General features: G+C 71.3%; 11 protein-coding genes and 2 pseudogenes. 8 read left to right on the forward strand and 5 right to left on the reverse strand.

The window, feature by feature from the left end:
* Window positions 1–751, reverse strand: a 751-nt coding sequence (locus ACY5KJ_RS07595) for a glycosyltransferase family 39 protein (protein WP_462203059.1), incomplete at its 3' end; no start/stop codon positions are given.
* Between the two features lie 373 nt (window positions 752–1,124).
* Complete coding sequence (locus tag ACY5KJ_RS07600) at window positions 1,125–2,621, reverse strand: NAD(P)/FAD-dependent oxidoreductase (protein ID WP_462187266.1); 1,497 nt, start codon at window positions 2,619–2,621, stop codon at window positions 1,125–1,127.
* A 907-nt stretch (window positions 2,622–3,528) separates the two neighbouring features.
* Here ACY5KJ_RS07600 and ACY5KJ_RS07605 point away from each other — a divergent pair.
* Window positions 3,529–4,242 (forward strand): annotated as a pseudogene (locus tag ACY5KJ_RS07605) (glycosyltransferase 87 family protein); the annotation flags it as partial.
* 125 nt (window positions 4,243–4,367) lie between these two features.
* Here ACY5KJ_RS07605 and ACY5KJ_RS07610 read toward each other — a convergent pair.
* Window positions 4,368–6,137 carry a glycosyltransferase family 39 protein gene (locus tag ACY5KJ_RS07610; RefSeq protein WP_462187265.1) on the reverse strand — a complete coding sequence of 590 codons (1,770 nt, stop codon included), beginning with the start codon at window positions 6,135–6,137 and terminating at the stop codon, window positions 4,368–4,370.
* Between the two features lie 96 nt (window positions 6,138–6,233).
* Window positions 6,234–8,508 (reverse strand): annotated as a pseudogene (locus ACY5KJ_RS07615) (ATP-dependent DNA helicase).
* Between the two features lie 244 nt (window positions 8,509–8,752).
* On the opposite strand from ACY5KJ_RS07615, the gene ACY5KJ_RS07620 reads away from it, so the two are divergent.
* From ACY5KJ_RS07620 to ACY5KJ_RS07640, 5 genes are all read left to right on the forward strand, one after another.
* A complete protein-coding gene (locus ACY5KJ_RS07620; RefSeq protein WP_462188465.1) occupies window positions 8,753–9,610 on the forward strand; it encodes a histidine phosphatase family protein in 858 nt (285 codons plus the stop codon).
* A gap of 6 nt (window positions 9,611–9,616) precedes the next feature.
* On the forward strand, window positions 9,617–10,159 hold the full coding sequence (locus tag ACY5KJ_RS07625; protein WP_462188466.1) for a DUF3090 domain-containing protein: 543 nt from the start codon (window positions 9,617–9,619) through the stop codon (window positions 10,157–10,159).
* A gap of 184 nt (window positions 10,160–10,343) precedes the next feature.
* Window positions 10,344–11,123 (forward strand): SCO1664 family protein, encoded by a 780-nt coding sequence (locus ACY5KJ_RS07630; RefSeq protein ID WP_462188470.1) that lies wholly within the window; start codon window positions 10,344–10,346, stop codon window positions 11,121–11,123.
* Window positions 11,124–11,307: 184 nt separating this feature from the next.
* On the forward strand, window positions 11,308–12,630 hold the full coding sequence (gene mshC, locus ACY5KJ_RS07635) for a cysteine--1-D-myo-inosityl 2-amino-2-deoxy-alpha-D-glucopyranoside ligase (RefSeq protein WP_462203060.1): 1,323 nt from the start codon (window positions 11,308–11,310) through the stop codon (window positions 12,628–12,630).
* Window positions 12,631–12,632: 2 nt separating this feature from the next.
* Window positions 12,633–13,637 carry a DivIVA domain-containing protein gene (locus ACY5KJ_RS07640; protein ID WP_462203061.1) on the forward strand — a complete coding sequence of 335 codons (1,005 nt, stop codon included), beginning with the start codon at window positions 12,633–12,635 and terminating at the stop codon, window positions 13,635–13,637.
* Between the two features lie 75 nt (window positions 13,638–13,712).
* On the opposite strand, the gene ACY5KJ_RS07645 is transcribed toward ACY5KJ_RS07640, so the two are convergent.
* A complete protein-coding gene (locus tag ACY5KJ_RS07645) occupies window positions 13,713–14,555 on the reverse strand; it encodes a PAC2 family protein (protein ID WP_462203062.1) in 843 nt (280 codons plus the stop codon).
* 680 nt (window positions 14,556–15,235) lie between these two features.
* On the opposite strand from ACY5KJ_RS07645, the gene ACY5KJ_RS07650 reads away from it, so the two are divergent.
* Together ACY5KJ_RS07650 and ACY5KJ_RS07655 are read left to right on the forward strand one after the other, a co-directional pair.
* Window positions 15,236–15,439 (forward strand): hypothetical protein, encoded by a 204-nt coding sequence (locus ACY5KJ_RS07650; protein ID WP_462188471.1) that lies wholly within the window; start codon window positions 15,236–15,238, stop codon window positions 15,437–15,439.
* Window positions 15,440–15,559: 120 nt separating this feature from the next.
* Window positions 15,560–16,384, forward strand: a complete 825-nt coding sequence (locus ACY5KJ_RS07655; protein WP_462203063.1) for an HAD family hydrolase — start codon at window positions 15,560–15,562, stop codon at window positions 16,382–16,384.
* Window positions 16,385–16,527 lie beyond the last annotated feature (143 nt).

Genomic DNA, 16,527 nt, shown 5'->3' on the forward strand with positions numbered 1-16,527 from the left:
CGGAACGGTACCCGGGTACACCCGCGCTACCCGGCACACCCGCTGGGTCCGCCGCGCCCGCGCCCTCGCCGCGCCGGATCTGGCGCTTGACCCACCACGGACGGGCCACCAGCAGCAGGACCAGCCACGTTCCGACCGTGAGCAGCAGGTAGAGGCACCAGTAATGGGTCAGCGCCAGGCCTCCCGCGCAGAGCGCCAGGGCGATCGCCGATCTGATCGACGGTGCCCGCAGGACGCGTTCCAACGCCAGCCCACCCAACGCGGTGAGCAGCACGATGAGGCTGTACATCCGGGTCTCGGTCCCGAAGTACAACGCGAACGGCGACGTGAGGTACAGCACGACGCTGACCCGCGCCGCCCGCTCGCCGACCACGCGGCGGGCGAGCAGGAACAGCGGCCACGCCGCACCAATGTTGATCAGCGCGGACAGGGACCGGACCGCGAAGGTGCCCTCGCCGAACGCTTTGATCCAGCCGTGGAGCACCAGGTAATACAGCGGCGGTGAGCCGTCCTGTAGCAGGCCGTCCCACATCGTGAAGGCCGACCCGCGCAGGGGCAGGCGGGCGATGGCGACGCTCTGCGCCTCGTCCAGCCAGAGTGCCTGGCTGGCGGTGAACCGCACGATCACCGAGACGGCGAGGAGTACCCCCACTACCGCGGTGAAGATCCGTCCCGTACGGCCGGATACGTTCCCGACCTGGTCGACCGGCTCCGGGAGCTGCTCCGCCGGCCGGACCGCGACATCCGTCACGGTCAGTCCCTTCCGTCCACATTGACCGGACTGCGACGGGCCGGCCGGTAGACGACCGGCCGGCCGGGCAGGGCCGCACCCGGTACCAGTCTCGCGTGGCGCGCCCCTACGCCTCGATGATGTCCCGGATGGGTGACGGGACGCGGCCCGTCCCGTCACCCATCCGCTCCGTACTCGGTAATACCGGGCCGTCCCCGGTCATGCCGGCTGGCCCCGGAAGCGGAGCGGGCGCCGGCGGTGAAACGCGCCCGACATTCCGGCGATGCCCGTGTGACGGCGTTCGAGTGGCGACGCCCGTCGAATCTGTGCCCCGGATGAATCCGTCCCGGACAAACCCGTCCCGGATGAATCCGTGCCCCGGGCGAATCCTCCGTCAGGACCGGGCGGCGCCCCGGGCCGGCGACGAAACCTCCTCGTGGTAATCCTCGTCGACGTTGACCTCCCACACATCGTGCTTGGTGCCGTCGATGATGTTCTGGACCGTGAGCATCGCGGTGAGCATCGAGTGGTCCTGGTTGTTGTAACGGTGCATGCCGTTACGGCCGACCGGGTGGACGTTCGGCGTGTTCTCGGCCAGCCAGGCGCGGATGATATCGACGTTCTTCTTGTAGTGTATGTCGTAGTATGGATATGCCTTCGGCATGCGTACGACGAAACCCTGTTTCACCTGCTGGGCCCTGATCAGACCCAGTTCGACGAGTTCTTTCGTCCCGAGCGCGACCAGTTCCTCATCGGGGGCGTTCCAGGTCTCGTCACCCTCGAAGACGAAGTACTCCAGGCCGAGGCAGGTACGCCCGTCCTTGACCAGGAACGGCGACCAGGAGGCGAAGTTCTGGATCCGGCCGACCTTGACGGCGGGGGAGTGGATGTAGATCCAGTTGTCCGGAAAACCGGCCGAGGCCGGCACCACGAGGGCGATGGTGAGGAAGTCGCGGTACTTCAGCGCGTTCGCCGCCGCCAGCACGTAGGCCGGTGCCGGCGGGTCCATCACCCGGACGAGGGAGGAGAACGACATCGACGAGATAAATTCGTCGGCCTGGTACTGGTACTCGCTGCCGAGGTCGGAGCGCGAGGACTCCGGGGCACCGGCCCCCGGGCCGTACCCGCCGGTCACAGTCGTGGTGACGCCGGTCGCGCGGCCGTCGGCGTGGTGGATCTTGCGGACCTTCTCCTCGAAGACCACTCGGCCGCCCTGTTTAGTGATCTTGTCGGTGGCGGTCTCCCACATCATTCCGGGCCCGTACTTGGGGTACTGGAACTCCTCGATGAGGGAGGTGATCTCCTTCTGGTTCCGCTTCGGTAGGACCGCGTTCACGATCGCGTTCATCATGGACAGGCTCTTGATGCGCTGCGCGGCCCAGTCCGAGGGCATCTCGCTGACCGGAACGCCCCACAGTTTCTCGGTGTAGGTCTTGAAGAAGGTGCGGTAGAGCCGCCAGCCGAAACGGGCCACCAGCCAGTTCTCGTAGTTGCTCTGGTCCTGCGGCGGCCGGATCCGGGCCGCAGCGTAGGAGGCCATGCAGCGCGCCGCCTCGACCAGGCCGAGCCCGCCGAGCGCGTTTCCGGCCTTGAGCGGGTAGTCGAAGAACTTCCCGTTGTAGTAGATGCGGCTCGATCGGGGGCGCAGCAGGAAGTCCTCGTCCGGCAGGATCTCGTGCCAGAGCTTCTCGACTTCGGGAACCTTGGTGAAGAAGCGGTGGCCGCCGATGTCGAAACGCCAACCTTCACGCTGGGCCGTACGGCTGATTCCGCCGACGACCGAGTCACCCTCGATAATCGTCACGGGGACGTCCCGTTTCACCAGCTCCCAACCGGCGGTCAGACCTGCCGGTCCGGCTCCGATGACGACTACCTCTGGCTTTTCGGTCACTGTGCAGGACCTCTCCTCAACACACACTCATGGTCACTCGGGTGGACGGACACCGGGCATCGCGCCACCGGGACGCCGGACCCCTGGGACCGGTCCCGGGTCGCAAGTGTTGCATGGCGCGAGCGGAGACCCGTCCGCACCCCCTCGACCCGTCCGCACCCCCTCGCCCCGACACCATGCGATGATCCGTGATACGTCCGCCCTATTCCCATAACGCGCGTCCGGGCCGCCTGATCGGGTGCGGCTCTGGCATCGTGCGCACATGGCATTGCCGATACCCGGTCAACGGGCACCGCAGACCTCGCCTCCCCCGGACGGGCCGGTTCCTCCGGGGCGGGTGATGCCGGCGATCCTGGTCGGCTGGTGCGCGGTGGCCGGTGGCATCGCGGCCAAGGATGGTCGGTACGGCGCCTGGGCGCTGTCGAGCGTCCTGGTAGGTTTCGCGGCAGTGATCTTGGCGGTGGTGGTCGTGGCCGGCACCGCCGGCCCCGCCGCCGACGCCGGTACCGCCAGCACCGCCGTGGCCGTGCGCCCGCGTGGGTGGTTTGGGGCGTGGCTGCTCGTGGCGGTCATGATCGGCGTCGTGCCGCTCGTGCGCCGTCCCCGCTACTACGCCGTCGGCCGGTTCGCCACGGTGGCGGACGTGCTCGCGATCCTCGCGGGCCTGCTCGCCGCCGGGTCGATCCTGGTCATGCTGCACCGCGCCGCCCGGGGGCGCCGGATCGGCCGGGAGCCCCACCAGGGCCGGGGCCGGCTCGATGTGCTCGCCTCTCCGTGGGTGTTCTGGCTGGTCCTGGCCCTGGCCTGCGCGGCGGGCGTCGCCACGATCCGCGCCGTGCCGACGCCCCGCATCGACGTCTTCCACCTGCTCCAGGTCTCCACGGCCGGCCTGCCGCACGGGGCCGACATGTACCGGCAGCAGTGGGCGCCGAGCCGGGCCGAGTACCCGGTCGACGGCTTGTTCGACGTCTACCCCTATCTACCGGTCACGTCCGTGCTCCTGGCTCCCTTCCGGCTTCTGCTCGGTGACGTCCGTTACGGCCTGCTGCTGGCCCTGGCGGTGGCGGCGGTCCTGATCCGCGCGGTCGCGGGCGCGGGAAGGGCACCCGGGGGAAGGGCACCTGCGGCGCCGGCGGTGGCCGCGCTGCCGTTGCTGGTCGTCGTGTTCCCCGAGTCGATGTACGCCCTGCAGCAGTCCTGGACCGAGCCGTTGCTCGTGGCGTGCCTGGCGGCGACGGTGTGGGCGTCGACGAGCGGGCGGGGACGGGTGGCGGTCGTCGCGTTCGCGCTCGCCCTGGCGACCAAACAGCACGTCGTGCTGCTGATCCCCATGGCGGCGGGCTACCCCGCGTTCGGGCCCCGCCGGACGGCCGCGGCCGCGGTCGTGGCGGCGCTCCTCGTCGCCCCCTGGGTGGTGGCCGGTCCCCGGGACTTCCTCGACGACGCGGTCTGGACGAACCTCCACTACGAGGTGCTCGCCCACTCGCTGTCCCTGCCGGGCCTGGCGTCGCATTTCGGGGTCACGCTCGGATTCGGCTTGACCGCGGTCGCCCTCCTCGGTGCCTACACGGCGGCCTGGCGGGCCCGCGGGGACGCCACCGGGTTCTGCCTGGGGGCCGCGTTGGTCCTGCTCACCCTGAACCTGATGAACAAGCAGACCTTCTTCAACCACTACACGTTGCCGATGGGTCTGCTCGTGCTGGCCGTCGCGGCCCTCGCCGTCGACGACCCCGCCCGCGCGGGCGGTCAGCGCAGCGTGGAGAACCGTTCCAGCGACGCGCCCTCGTACAGGTTGCGCCGCTCGACCTGCACGGTGCGGTCGCGCAGCGTGGCGAGCTGGTCGGACAGCACGGCGCAGGCGCCCTCCAGGAACCGGTAACCGTCCGCGCGGACGAGCAGCACGGCGTGGCCGGGACCGGCCAGTTCGTTGACCTCGGCCGCGAAGCTGGTGCCGTTCGCCCGTTTCATCCGGTCGGCGTAGTCGACCCAGTCGACGAGCGCCGGGCCGGAACTGTCCGCGTACACGATCTCCCGTACCGTGACCTCGCCGTGCCGTTCGATTGCCCGGTGCACGGCCGGGCCGAGCTGGTCCGGGCAGTAGGCGACCACGTCTCCCGGCCGGGCCAGCGCGACGATCCGGTCCGCGATCTCCCCGGCCTGGGTGCGTTCGGTCCGGGCGAGCTGCCACCCGCCGAGCAGGCCGCTGAGCGAGGCGACGACCAGTACCCCGGCCCGCACATGCCGGCCCGGCAGCTGGGCGATGCCGAGGGAGGCGAGCAGCAGGCAGGCCGGCAGGGCGATGCCGGTGTATCGCTCGGCGTAGGCGCTGCCGCCGAACATGTTCACGAAGTAGGCCAGGACGAGGGGGACCAGCCAGATCGCGGCCAGGTAACGGCCCGGCACCCGGCCGGAGAGCTTGACCGCGAGCTCCCGCCCGTCCGGACGCGCGGTCAGGCCGATGAGCGCGCCCCCGAGCAGCACGATGCCGAGCAGCGCACCCGTGGAGGTCGGGCCGGCCCAGTCGAAGACCGTGTCCAGTAGCACCTGGGCCTGCACCTTGGGCGCCCAGGGCGTTCCGGTGTGCAGCATCTGGAACAGGAACGACGGCATCCACGGTGCGAACAGCGCGGCGGAGGCCGCCATCGCGGCGAAGGCCCGCAGGGTCACCTGCCGGTACTGGGGCCGCCGCCGGGCCTGCAGCAGCATGAACGCCGCCACGGTGAAGATCAGCAAGAACGTCCAGTAGTGGGTGTAGACGAGGGCGGTGGTCGCCAGCGTCAGCATCGCCAGCCGGGCCGGCTCGGAGCGTTCCAGCGCCCGCACGGTCGCGAGCCCGAACACCAGCACCAACAGGACGACCAGCGAGTACATCCGCGTCTCGCTGCCGTAGCGGATCGCGTAGGGAGAGCAGGCGAACATCAGCAGAGTCGCCAGGATCACCCAGGCGTCGGCGTCACGGCCACCGTTTCCGGCCTGGGAGGCCGTCCGGCCCACCCGCCGCCCAGCCAGCCACGCCACCGGCAGCGTCGCCAGCGACAGCACCCCGGACAACGCCCGCACGGCGACGTCCCCGTCGCCGAACACCGCGATCCAGGCGTGCAGCAGCAGATAGTACAGCGGCGGTGAGCCGTCGTGCCGCAGTGCGTCGAGCAGCTGTGGGACGGGGCGCGAGGCGATGGCGACCGTCAACGACTCGTCGAGCCACAGATGGCTGGGGGTGGCGAACCGCATCAGCGCGCCGGCGGCGACGGCGAGTATGACGGCGACTACCAGCAGCTGCGGGCTGGCCGCCGCGATCCGCGCCACGGCGGTGGTCGTGCACGCGGTCCCGGGCGTGATGACCGTCCCGGTCGTGACACCGGCTGTGGCACTGTTCGCGGCTGCGGCCACGACCGCGGTCACGGTCGCGGTCACGCCCACCGGCGCCTGGGGGCGGCGGGGACCCGAGAGCACCGCCGGCCCGGATCCGGCGTCCTGGCCGGCGGTTGGACTCCCGGATGCGTCTACGTTCACCATGCCCCCTCGTCTGCCACGATCTTGCCTCCCGTCAGAGAACCGCCTTCCGCCGGGTGGCCGCAGTCGCCTGCTGGCGGGGATGTACGCCCCGACGTTTCAGACTGTCATCCGTTCGTCGCCGTCCCGTACGCGGGCTGCCTCCCCAGCCGTCGCGCCGCCCGCCCGCCGCGCGCCGGACCCGCCGTCGGGCCTGTCGTCCGGCCCCCCGTCGGGATCGTCGTCGGGATCGTCGAAGCCGCCGGCGGTCTGCCCGGCGAGCAGAGCCGGGAGCAGCGTCATACGGCGCCGTCCGCCCGAGCTCCGCACGGCGTTGCGGATGGCCGGGCCGTTCACGGGCACAATCGACAGGTGGGCCTGCGCCCGGGTCAGCGCCGTGTAGATCAGCGGACGGGTGAGCATCCGGCCGGCCTCCGGCGGGAACACGGCGACGACGGCGGGCCACATCGCTGCCCTGCGCGCGGTGCACTGTCACCGCCCAGCCGTGCCGCAGATCACCGAGCACACCAGCGGGCACCTCGACGACGCCGCCGGGGAACGCGACCCGCAGCGCACCGCGTTCGCCCAGCGCGACGACGGTGCCGATCTCGCCGTTGGCGAATCCGACGTCGATATGGTTCGCCGTGGCCACCACACGGTCCCCGATGTCGAACCCGGAGACGGCGCCGCCGCCCGGGTTCAGCGTGCCCTTCAACGCGGTGTTGAGCGCCGTGGTGCCCGCCGGACCGGCGTGCACCGGGGTCACGACCTGGATGTCTGCGACGGGAATGCCGAGCGCGCGGGGGATGGAGTTGGTGACGAGCTGGACGGTGCGATGCGCCGCCTCGCCGGAGCTGCCGGACGGCACCACCACGACCTCCCGGCCAGGCCCCGGTGGTGGCGGTGGCAGCTCCCCGCCGCGCATCGCGGCGGCCATCGTCGCGATGGCGCCGCCGTCGGCCTGCCGGTACAACCGCCGCAGCTCGGTCACCGGGACCTCACCGGACTCGAGCAGGTCGGCGATGATCTGCCCCGGTCCGATGCTCGGTAGCTGGGCCGGGTCCCCGACGAACATCAGGTGCGTACCGTCCGCGCAGGCGTCGAGCAGCGCGGCGGCGAGCTCCGCGTCGAGCATCGACGCCTCGTCGACGACGACGAGGTCGGCGTCGATCGGGTTGTGCTCGCCGCGCGCGAACCCGCTGCCGCGCCCTTGAGCCTGCAACAGCCGGTGCAGGGTGCTCGCCGGCGCCCCGCACAGCTCCTCGAGGCGTTTGGCAGCCCGTCCAGTCGGCGCGGCCAGTGCGACGACCGCCTTGGCCGCCCAGGCCAGTCGTACGACGGCCGCGACCGTGCGGCTCTTGCCCGTTCCCGGCCCACCGGTGAGCACGCTGACGCCGGACTCCAGCGCGGCGCGCGCCGCCGCGAGCTGGATCTCGTCCAGCCCGGTCACTACCTCGTCGTTGCTCCCGTTCCCCCCCTCGTCCTTGTCGTCGTTCTTGTCGTTCTTGTCGTCGTCGAAGTCCTTGTCGTCGTCGAACGCCAGCGCCGTCGGAGGCGGGGCGGTGGCGGCCCGTGCGGACACGGCCCGCCCGGCCGGATCGTCGTCGCCGTCGTACCCGGACCCGTCGTACCCCGACCCGTCATCGGGTCGGCGGCGGGCTCTGGGGGCGCCTGCGCGCAGCGGCTCGGCGGTCGCCATCAGCCGTTCGATGCCGTCCGCGACGGACTGCTCGGCCATCGCATGCCGCTCCAGCGCGATCCGGTCGCCGACGGCGATGATCCGCCCGTCGTCGAGCGCCGCGGTCGGATCGGCCACCCCCTCGCGCGCGGCGGCACGCAGCACCGCCTGCACGGGGCCCGCGGTGTCCCCCGCCCGGGAGGCGGCCCGGCCGAGCAGATGGGTGAGTACCGCCGGGCCCCGGCGCGGATCGTCGCGCTGCAGACCGCGGCGGCGGGCGAACCGGTCGGCCTGGGCGATCTCGGTGTCGGCGGCGGTCAGCAGCATCCACGGATCGGCCCGCAGGAGGTCGGCGGGCGCGGGTCCCAGCAGGTCGGTCACCCCGCGCGCGAGCCGGGCCGGAAGATCCGCGGCGACGAGCAGTTCGACGACCGCGTACGTGCCCGCCACGGCGCGGAAGCTGTCGGCGAGCCGCCGGGCCCGCGGTCCGGTGACCCCCTCGACGGTGCCCAACCGGCCGACGTCGACGTGGTCGGGCCGGGTGATCCCGGCCGCGGGCAGCCGGCCGGCCGTCGTGCGGCCCAGCCCCGGCCACAGCCCCGCCCCGCAGAACGCGGCGAAGACCTCCTCGGGGTCCGCTGGCTGCGGGTCCGCTCGTGCCTGCGGGCCGACCGCGTCAGGCTCCGAGGCGGAAGCGGTCGTGTACTCGTCCGGCATGCCGGGAAGCGTAACGACGAACCGTTCCGCCGCTGTTGTAGCCCGCTGGGTAGCGTGGTATCCGGGACGGCTGTCTGGCGGCATGGCTGTATGAAGGCGATGTCGCGCGTTCCGACCGATGCGCGTCCGGGTTCACCCGTGCGTCCGGGTTCACCCGCGCATCCGGGGCCACCCGCGCGTCCGGCCCGGCGGAGACAGTGAGCGTCAGCAACAGTGAGCGTCAGCAACAGAAGGGACGGACCGGTTGACCACAGTCCTGCTGGTCCGCCACGGCCTGACCGCCGTGACCGGCAAGATCCTGCTTGGTTGGACGCCCGGCGTGGGGTTGGACGACCGTGGCCGCCGCCAGGCGTCGGACCTGGCGCGACGCCTCGCCGACATCCCGCTGGCGGCGATCGTCAGCAGCCCGCTCGATCGCTGCCGCCAGACGGCCGCGATGATCGCCGGACGCCGTCCGGTCAGCGAGGCCAGCCTGGACGGCACGCAGCAGGTCGAGATCGACGAGCGGCTCGGTGAGTGCCGGTACGGTGACTGGACCGGGCAGGAACTGGTGACCCTGGCGAAGGATCCGCTCTGGGCGGTGGTGCAGAGCCATCCCAGCGCGGTCGTCTTCCCCGGTCCCGAGGGTGAGGCACTACGGGACACGCAGGCCCGTGGGGTGAGCGCCGTGCGGGAGTGGAACGAGCGGCTGGGCCCAGACGCCACCTGGCTGCTGTGCTCGCACGGCGATGTGATCCGCACGGTGGTCGCCGACGCCTTGGGCATGCATCTGGACATGTACCACCGGATCACCGTCGATCCCTGTTCCCTGACCGTGATCCGCTACAACGAGCGCCGCCCCTTCGTCCGGCGCATCAACGACACCGGCGGGGACGTCGTCGAGCTCCTCCCGCCACCCCGGGCCGAGGGCTCCGCTGGGGCCGTCGGCGCCGCGGCGTCGTCTCCCGGGTCCCGGAAGTCCTTGGAGTCGCCGGGGTCGCCGGGGTCTTCGAAGTCCCCGGGGTCGCTGGGGTCGCCGGGGTCCAGTGGGCTCGACGTGGACGAGGTGATCGGTGGCGGTGCCGGCGGTTTCCGTCCCAGCGCCGGTGGTGGAACGGGCTGATCGGGCATGCCGCGCCGGATACACGTCTTCGACCCGCCGCAGCGGTTCGTCGTGGGCACCGTAGGCCTTCCCGGTGCCCGATCGTTCTATCTGCAGGCCCGCGACGGGGCGCGGGTCGTCACCGTCGCGGTGGAGAAGGCTCAGGTCGCCTTGCTCGCCGAACAGCTGACCGAGCTGCTCGACGAGTTGGGCCGCCGTGGCGCGACGCCGCCGCCCGAGCCCGCCCCGGCCGACCCCGACCTGTCACCGCTCGATCTGCCGATCGACGAGGAGTTCCAGGCCGCGACGATCGCGCTCGGCTGGGATCCGCGTGGCGGACGGGTCGTCATCGAGGCGCAGGCGACGGGCGTGACCGACCCGGTCGTCGGATTCTCCGATGATCCCGACGGGCCGGACGCCGTCCGGGTCCTGCTGGAGTCCGAGCAGGCGCGCTCGTTCGTGCGGCGCGTGGCGCGGGTCCTGGCCGCGGGCCGGTCCTCCTGCCCGTTGTGCGGGCAGCCGTTGGACGACGGTCACGTCTGCCCGCGCCAGAACGGTCACCTGCGCTGATGCGGCCGGCGAGGGGCGCCGGGCCCGGCCGCCGCGGGTGCGCGGTCCGTGGTAGCGGTGCGGTCCATGGCGGGGGTACGGTCCGTGGTAGCGGTGCGGTCCGGTCGGCCTGGCGGTGTGGGAGAGATGTCGCTCACCGTCCGGTCCGGTGACATCACCCTGCCGGACCGGACAGACTGAGATGATGGGCGTTTCCGCGGCGAGTTCCACCCCGGGGTGGCGACCGCCACTGCATCCGATCGACGGGGGCGGCCTCGACGCCCCCGCCGCCCTCGACCTCCTTCGCCGCGGTGACCTCGAGATCACCGCCCGGCTGGTCGACGCGAGCAACACGACGCTCTGCTGCGACATCTGCGCTGACGGGGTGACCGGCCGCTGCGTCTACAAGCCGGTCCGCGGCGAACGCGCCCTGTGGGACTTCCCGGACGGCACCCTCGCCGCCCGCGAGCTGGCCGCCTACGAGGTCTCCGAGCAGCTCGGGCTTGGCATCGTCCCGCCTACCATTCTGCGTGACGGCCCGTTCGGCGAGGGCATGGTGCAGCTGTGGATCGATACCGACGTCACCGTGGACCTGGTGGCGCTGACCCGGTCCGACGACTCCCAGCTGCGCCGGATCGCCCTGTTCGACGCCGTCATCAACAACGCCGACCGCAAGGGTGGGCACCTGCTGCCGGCGCCCTCCGGCCGAATTCACGGCATCGATCACGGTGTGACCTTCCACACCGACGGCAAGCTGCGCACCCTGCTGTGGACCTGGCGGGGCAGGCGACTCGATGCCGAGGAGACCGCCTTGCTCGACGACCTGCGTGAGGCGCTCGCGGGCCCCTTCCGGGACCGGCTCGAGGAGTTGCTCACGGTCACCGAGGTCGACGCCCTCACCATGCGGGTCGACGGGCTTCTGGCCAAGGGCCGGTTCCCGTTGCCCTCGGGGGACTGGCCGGCGATTCCCTGGCCGCCGTTCTGAGCGGGTTCTGGTTCTGAACGGGTTCTGGTTCTGGGCGGGTCAACCAGTGCGGGTACAGGTGCGGGAGAACATGAGATGTCACCGTAGGTGATCCGGGGTGGATCGGCTTGGGATGCCGTCGGTTACGTTGCGGTTACTTTCCCCGTGCCCGCCGGAGAGTCGGTTCGCGGTTACTCTGACACGCATGCAGGCGTGGCAATCTCCTCCGATACGTTTTCTTCCCGGTCACGGGAAGCCACTGAGGATCTTCGATACGGCCACGTCGAGCGTACGCGAGTTGGCGCCGGCCGCCACAGCAAGGCTGTACGTCTGTGGCATCACGCCCTATGATGCGACGCATCTGGGGCATGCCTTCACCTACCTCACCTACGACCTCGCGCAGCGTGTGCTGCGAGACGCCGGGCATCACGTCCACTATGTACAGAACGTAACGGATGTCGATGACCCGTTGCTTGAGCGAGCCACCCGTGACGGGCTGGACTGGCGGGCCCTCGCCGACCGGGAGATCGATCTGTTCCGCGAGGACATGACCGCACTGCGGATGCTGGCGCCGGACGCCTACGTCGGGGTGGTCGAGGTCATCCCGATGATTGTCGACATGGTGGCGGAGCTCGTCGACCGGGGCGCGGCCTACCAGGTCGACGACGACCTGTACTTCTCGATCGCCACCGCACCCGCCTTCGGGGAGATCTCGCGTCTCAGCCGGGCCGAGATGCTGGCGATCTGCGCCGAGCGCGGGGGTGACCCGCGCCGCACCGGCAAGAAGGACCCCCTCGATCCGCTGCTGTGGCGCGCACACCGCCCCGGCGAGCCGTCCTGGCCCTCGCCGTTCGGCCCCGGCCGGCCCGGCTGGCACATCGAGTGCGCCGCCATCGCCCGCCACTATCTCGGCGGGGTCATCGACATCCAGGGTGGCGGGACCGACCTGAGCTTTCCGCACCACGAGTGCAGCGCGGCGCATGCCGAGGTCGCCGCCGGCATTCAGCCGTTCGCCCGCAGCTACGTGCACACCGCGATGGTGAGCCTCGACGGCCACAAGATGTCGAAGTCGCGGGGCAACCTGGAGTTCGTCTCCCGGCTGCGCCGGGCCGGGGTGGATCCGGCGGCCCTGCGTCTGGCCCTGCTCGATCATCGGCACACCGAGGACTGGGAGTGGACGCCGGGCCTGCTCGACGACGCTGTGGACCGGATGAACCGGTGGCGGGCCGCCGTCGCCCTGCCCACCGGGCCCGACGCCATGGGACTGCTCGCCGCCGTGCGTGAGCGGCTCGCCGACGACCTTGACGCCCCGGGTGCCGTCGCCGCGGTGGACGCCTGGGCTGGCGCCGCGCTCGCTGATGCGGGCGGCTCCGCCGGTGCGGGCCCGGATCCCACCAATCCGGGGGGCCCGGTTCGCGGTTCTGGCGGTGACGTGCCCGCCTGGGGGGAGGCGCCCGCACTCGTGCGGCGTCTCGTTGACACACTGCTGGGTGTAGACCTTGAACCCGTCAGACCCAGAGGGAGCTGAGGATGGGAGCTCACCATCGCCGGGTGGATCCCGGGGCAGCGACCGAACGGCCCGCCTTCGACGAGGTCGCGTATGGCTACGACCCTCATCAGGTCGACGACTACCTGGCCACGCTGTGGCGTTACGCCAGCCAGGTGACCTCGCGCGCGGCCGCGGCCGAAAGCGCCCTGAAGAACGAGCGGGTCCGCAGCGCGAACATGGGCGTCGAGGGCCTGGCCGCGCAGGCCGGCGGTCGGATTGGCCAGATGCTGACCATCGCCCAGCAGGAGGCCGAGGAGATCGTCACCGGCGCCCGTCAGATCGCGGAGGCGGCGCTGGAAGAGGTGATCGAGGACGCCGGGGCGAACCACCCGATCGTGCGGGAGGCTCGGGAACAGGCCGAGAAGCTCCTCCTCGACGCCGTGGAGGAGAGCCGCCGGCTCGCCCGGGAGCGGCACGCTGAGCTGCAGGCGGAGATCGCCCGGTGCACCGCCTCGCTCGAGGCGTTGCGTCACCAGCAGGGTGAGATCATCGGTGCGATGCTGCGCCTGCGCGGGGTCCTGGCCTCCGACGAGGTGGACCGGGCGGTCACCGACCTGGCCCGGGCGGGTACGGCCGCGCCGACGACGCCGGGCACGCCTGGAACGCCGGGCACCTCGGGATCGGCGGGGACCTCAGTGGTCGACGGGCCGACGATGCCGCCTGCCTCACCCGTCGGCGTTCCGCCGGACCTGTCGTATGGCCGCCAGCCCGGGGGGTCGTCGCCGTTCGGTCCGGGGAGAGCCGGTCCCGCCGGTTTCCCCGCGGGCGGTGCGGGACCGTCGGATCTTTCCGGTCTTTCCGGGACCGCGTGGGCGACCGGTCGCGTCGCCAGCACGGGGCGGCGTTCCCCGGGCCGGCATCGTCAGGCCGACGTCGCGGACGCGGAACCCCACACCCCGCGCGAACCGGCCACGAACTCGGCGAACGTGCCGTTCCGCCGTGGCGCCGATGAGGACATCATCGACGCCGAGATCGTTGAGGAGTAGCGAGATCGTCGAGGAGAGGAGTAGCCCGGAGGAGAGGGGCAGCTTCTTCTACCGAGCTGGCTCTCCTCCTGGCCTTTACTGGCTGCGACGGCGCAGGTACCGTTCGAACTCCCGGGCGATTGCGTCCCCACTGGCCTCGGGTAGCGCCGTCTCGGGCTCGCGTGACTCCAGGGAACGGACGTACTCGGCGACCTCGGTGTCCCCGGCGGCGAGCTCGTCCACCTGCCGTTCCCATGCCTTCGCCCGCTCAGGAAGGTCACCCAGCGGGATCTCGATGTCCAGCATGTCCTCCACTCGGCGCAGCAGCGCGAGGGTCGCCTTGGGACAGGGCGGGTTAGCCACGTAGTGCGGCACCGCCGCCCAGAACGACACCGAGGCGAGCTCGGCCCGTGCGCATGCCTCCCCGAAGACGCCGACGATGCCGGTCGGCCCCTCATAACGGGACGGTTCCAGTCCGAGCCGGGCAGCCGTCGCCGCGTCCCCGGCGGTTCCGCTGATCGGGACCGGCCGGGTGTGCGGCGAGTCAGCGAGCAGCGCCCCGAGGGAGATCACCATGTCGCTGCCGAGGGCGTGGACGGCCTCGATCAGCTCGTCGGTGAACCCACGCCAGCGCATGTTCGGTTCCAGTCCGCGGATCAGCACCAGGTCCGTCTCGGACTTCGGTGGCCGCGCCACCGACAGGCGGGTGGTCGGCCACGAGATCTTCCGGGAAGCCCCGTCGGTCCCGCTCACCGTCGGTCGGTTCACCTGGAAGTCGTAGTAGTCGTCGGGGTCGATAGCACCGATGACACGGGCCTTGAAAGCGGTCTCCAGATGCTCGACGGCGGCGGACGAGGCATCGGCCGCGTCGTTCCACCCTTCGAAGGCGGCTACTACGACCGGCGACCGTAGTTGACCGGCGCCGGAGAACTCGATCACCTACTACCTCCTGCCGCCCCGCGGCGGCCCACTGCCCCCGTGACAGTGCAACGGTACGTCCTCACGGAGACGACTCCTGCCCAGAGCCGACATGCGTGACCTCAGCCTCCCTTATGGCCCGTGAGCCGGTGACCCGCGGGCGACCAGCGGTCGTCCGCGGGGAACCTACGCTGGTCCAGTCTGCCGATGTTCTCGTGGGAACGCCTTTCCTCGGTCTCTCGATGGCGCTAGACCCGGGCGGATCGGACATCCATTCCGGATCGATGCGGTGGCTGCACCGTATCGGCTCTGGACGGATACCCGCCGTCGCGGAAATGCGAACGGCCCGGCCTAGGGCCGCCGCCGCACCGGTGCGCCCCAGCCCGTGTTCGTGCGGACCACCGCGCCGAGCACACCCGCGCGGTCCGACATCACGCCCTCCGTTCCCGCGGCTGTGCCACCCCGGCTGTGCCACCCGCGGTCGCGCCATGGGCAACCCGCCGGGACGCGTCCGGCATTCCCACCCCGCAATCATCACCGTGCCGTGGTCACCGCATCGTGGTCCCTGTGTTGTGATCAGCCTGCCGTGGTCACCGTCGTGCCCGTGGCCGGCATCCTCGGAGGCGTCCGGACGGAGGGTAAACCGTACCGGCGGCAGGCGAAACCCGTCCCGGTACCCTTGGTCAGTGCACGATGATCTGGTGTCCGTCCTGGCCGAGCGTGTGCTGGTGGCCGATGGCGCCATGGGCACCCTGTTGCAGGCGGCCAGCCTCTGCCTCGACTCGGTGAATTCCGAGGACGGCGACGGCCCGTCGCGCGCCGAGGAGTTCCAGCTCGTGCCGGAGCAGTCCACCTCGGCGATCATCCTGCACCACCCGGAGGCGAAGTACTTCGCGGCCGCGTAGGCACCGTGCGGTCACCCGGGCACCGTGCGGCCGACCCGGCACTAGGCCGGTCAACCGGGCACTGCGGCCGGACGACCCTGAGCTACCGAGCTACCTGAGCTACCTGAGCTAGGAGTGGACGTGGGGAGCCTTGCGGCGGTTTTCTTCGACATGGACGGCCTGCTCGTTGACACCGAGCCAATCTGGACCATCGCCGAGCACGAGGCGGCGGCGCGGCTGGGCGGCGAGTTCACCCCGGCGATGAAACGAGCCATGATCGGCCACGGCATCGATACCGCGGTGCCGCTCATGGTGTCGATGCTCGGCCGGCCGGCGTCCGACGTGGTGCCGACGGCGGAGTTCCTGCTGCGCCGCTCCGCCGAGCTGTTCCGCGAGCCCGGTGCGATCGTCCCGCAGCCCGGGGCGGTGGAACTGCTCGTCGCGCTGCGGGCGGCGGGTGTCCCGACCGCGCTGGTCTCCTCGTCCTTCCGCGACCTGATGGAGCCGGTGCTGCACGTCGTCGGTGACGAGTTCTTCGCCGTGACGGTCGCCGGTGATGAGGTCACTCGCCGCAAGCCGGACCCGGAGCCCTACCTGACCGCCGCCCGGGTGCTCGGCGTCGACCCGGTCCGCTGTGTCGTCTTGGAGGACAGCCCGTCGGGAGCGCGCGCCGGGGTGGCGGCCGGGTGCGCGACCATCATGATCCCGTCCATGCCGGATCTGCTCGACCTGACCGCGTCGGCCGCCTCGACCGTTTCGGGGTCTTCGACCGTTTCGGGTGTCGCGGGGACCCCGGGTGTCGCGGCTCGCGGCGAGCCGGTGCCCGCCGGGCTCGCGGCGCTCCTGGCGAGCCTGCACGACGTCACCCCGGACCTCATGGAGTCCCTCGCCACCCCCTGCCCTGGCCGCCCTGGATACGAGTTTGGGGGAGCAAGGCACGGTTTCGGGGGTGAAGACCGTGCGTAGGTCCCCCGAACGGCGTCGGAGGGGGTGTGGGAGTGGGCTGGCTGTCCACATGTGGATCAACGTGTTGGCGTCGGCGGGGGCGGCCGGGCAAGTCTGGGATCATGACTTCCAGACCCACCATCGCCGTTGTGACCGAGATGCGC

The sequence above is a fragment of the Frankia sp. CcWB3 genome (assembly GCF_977927595.1).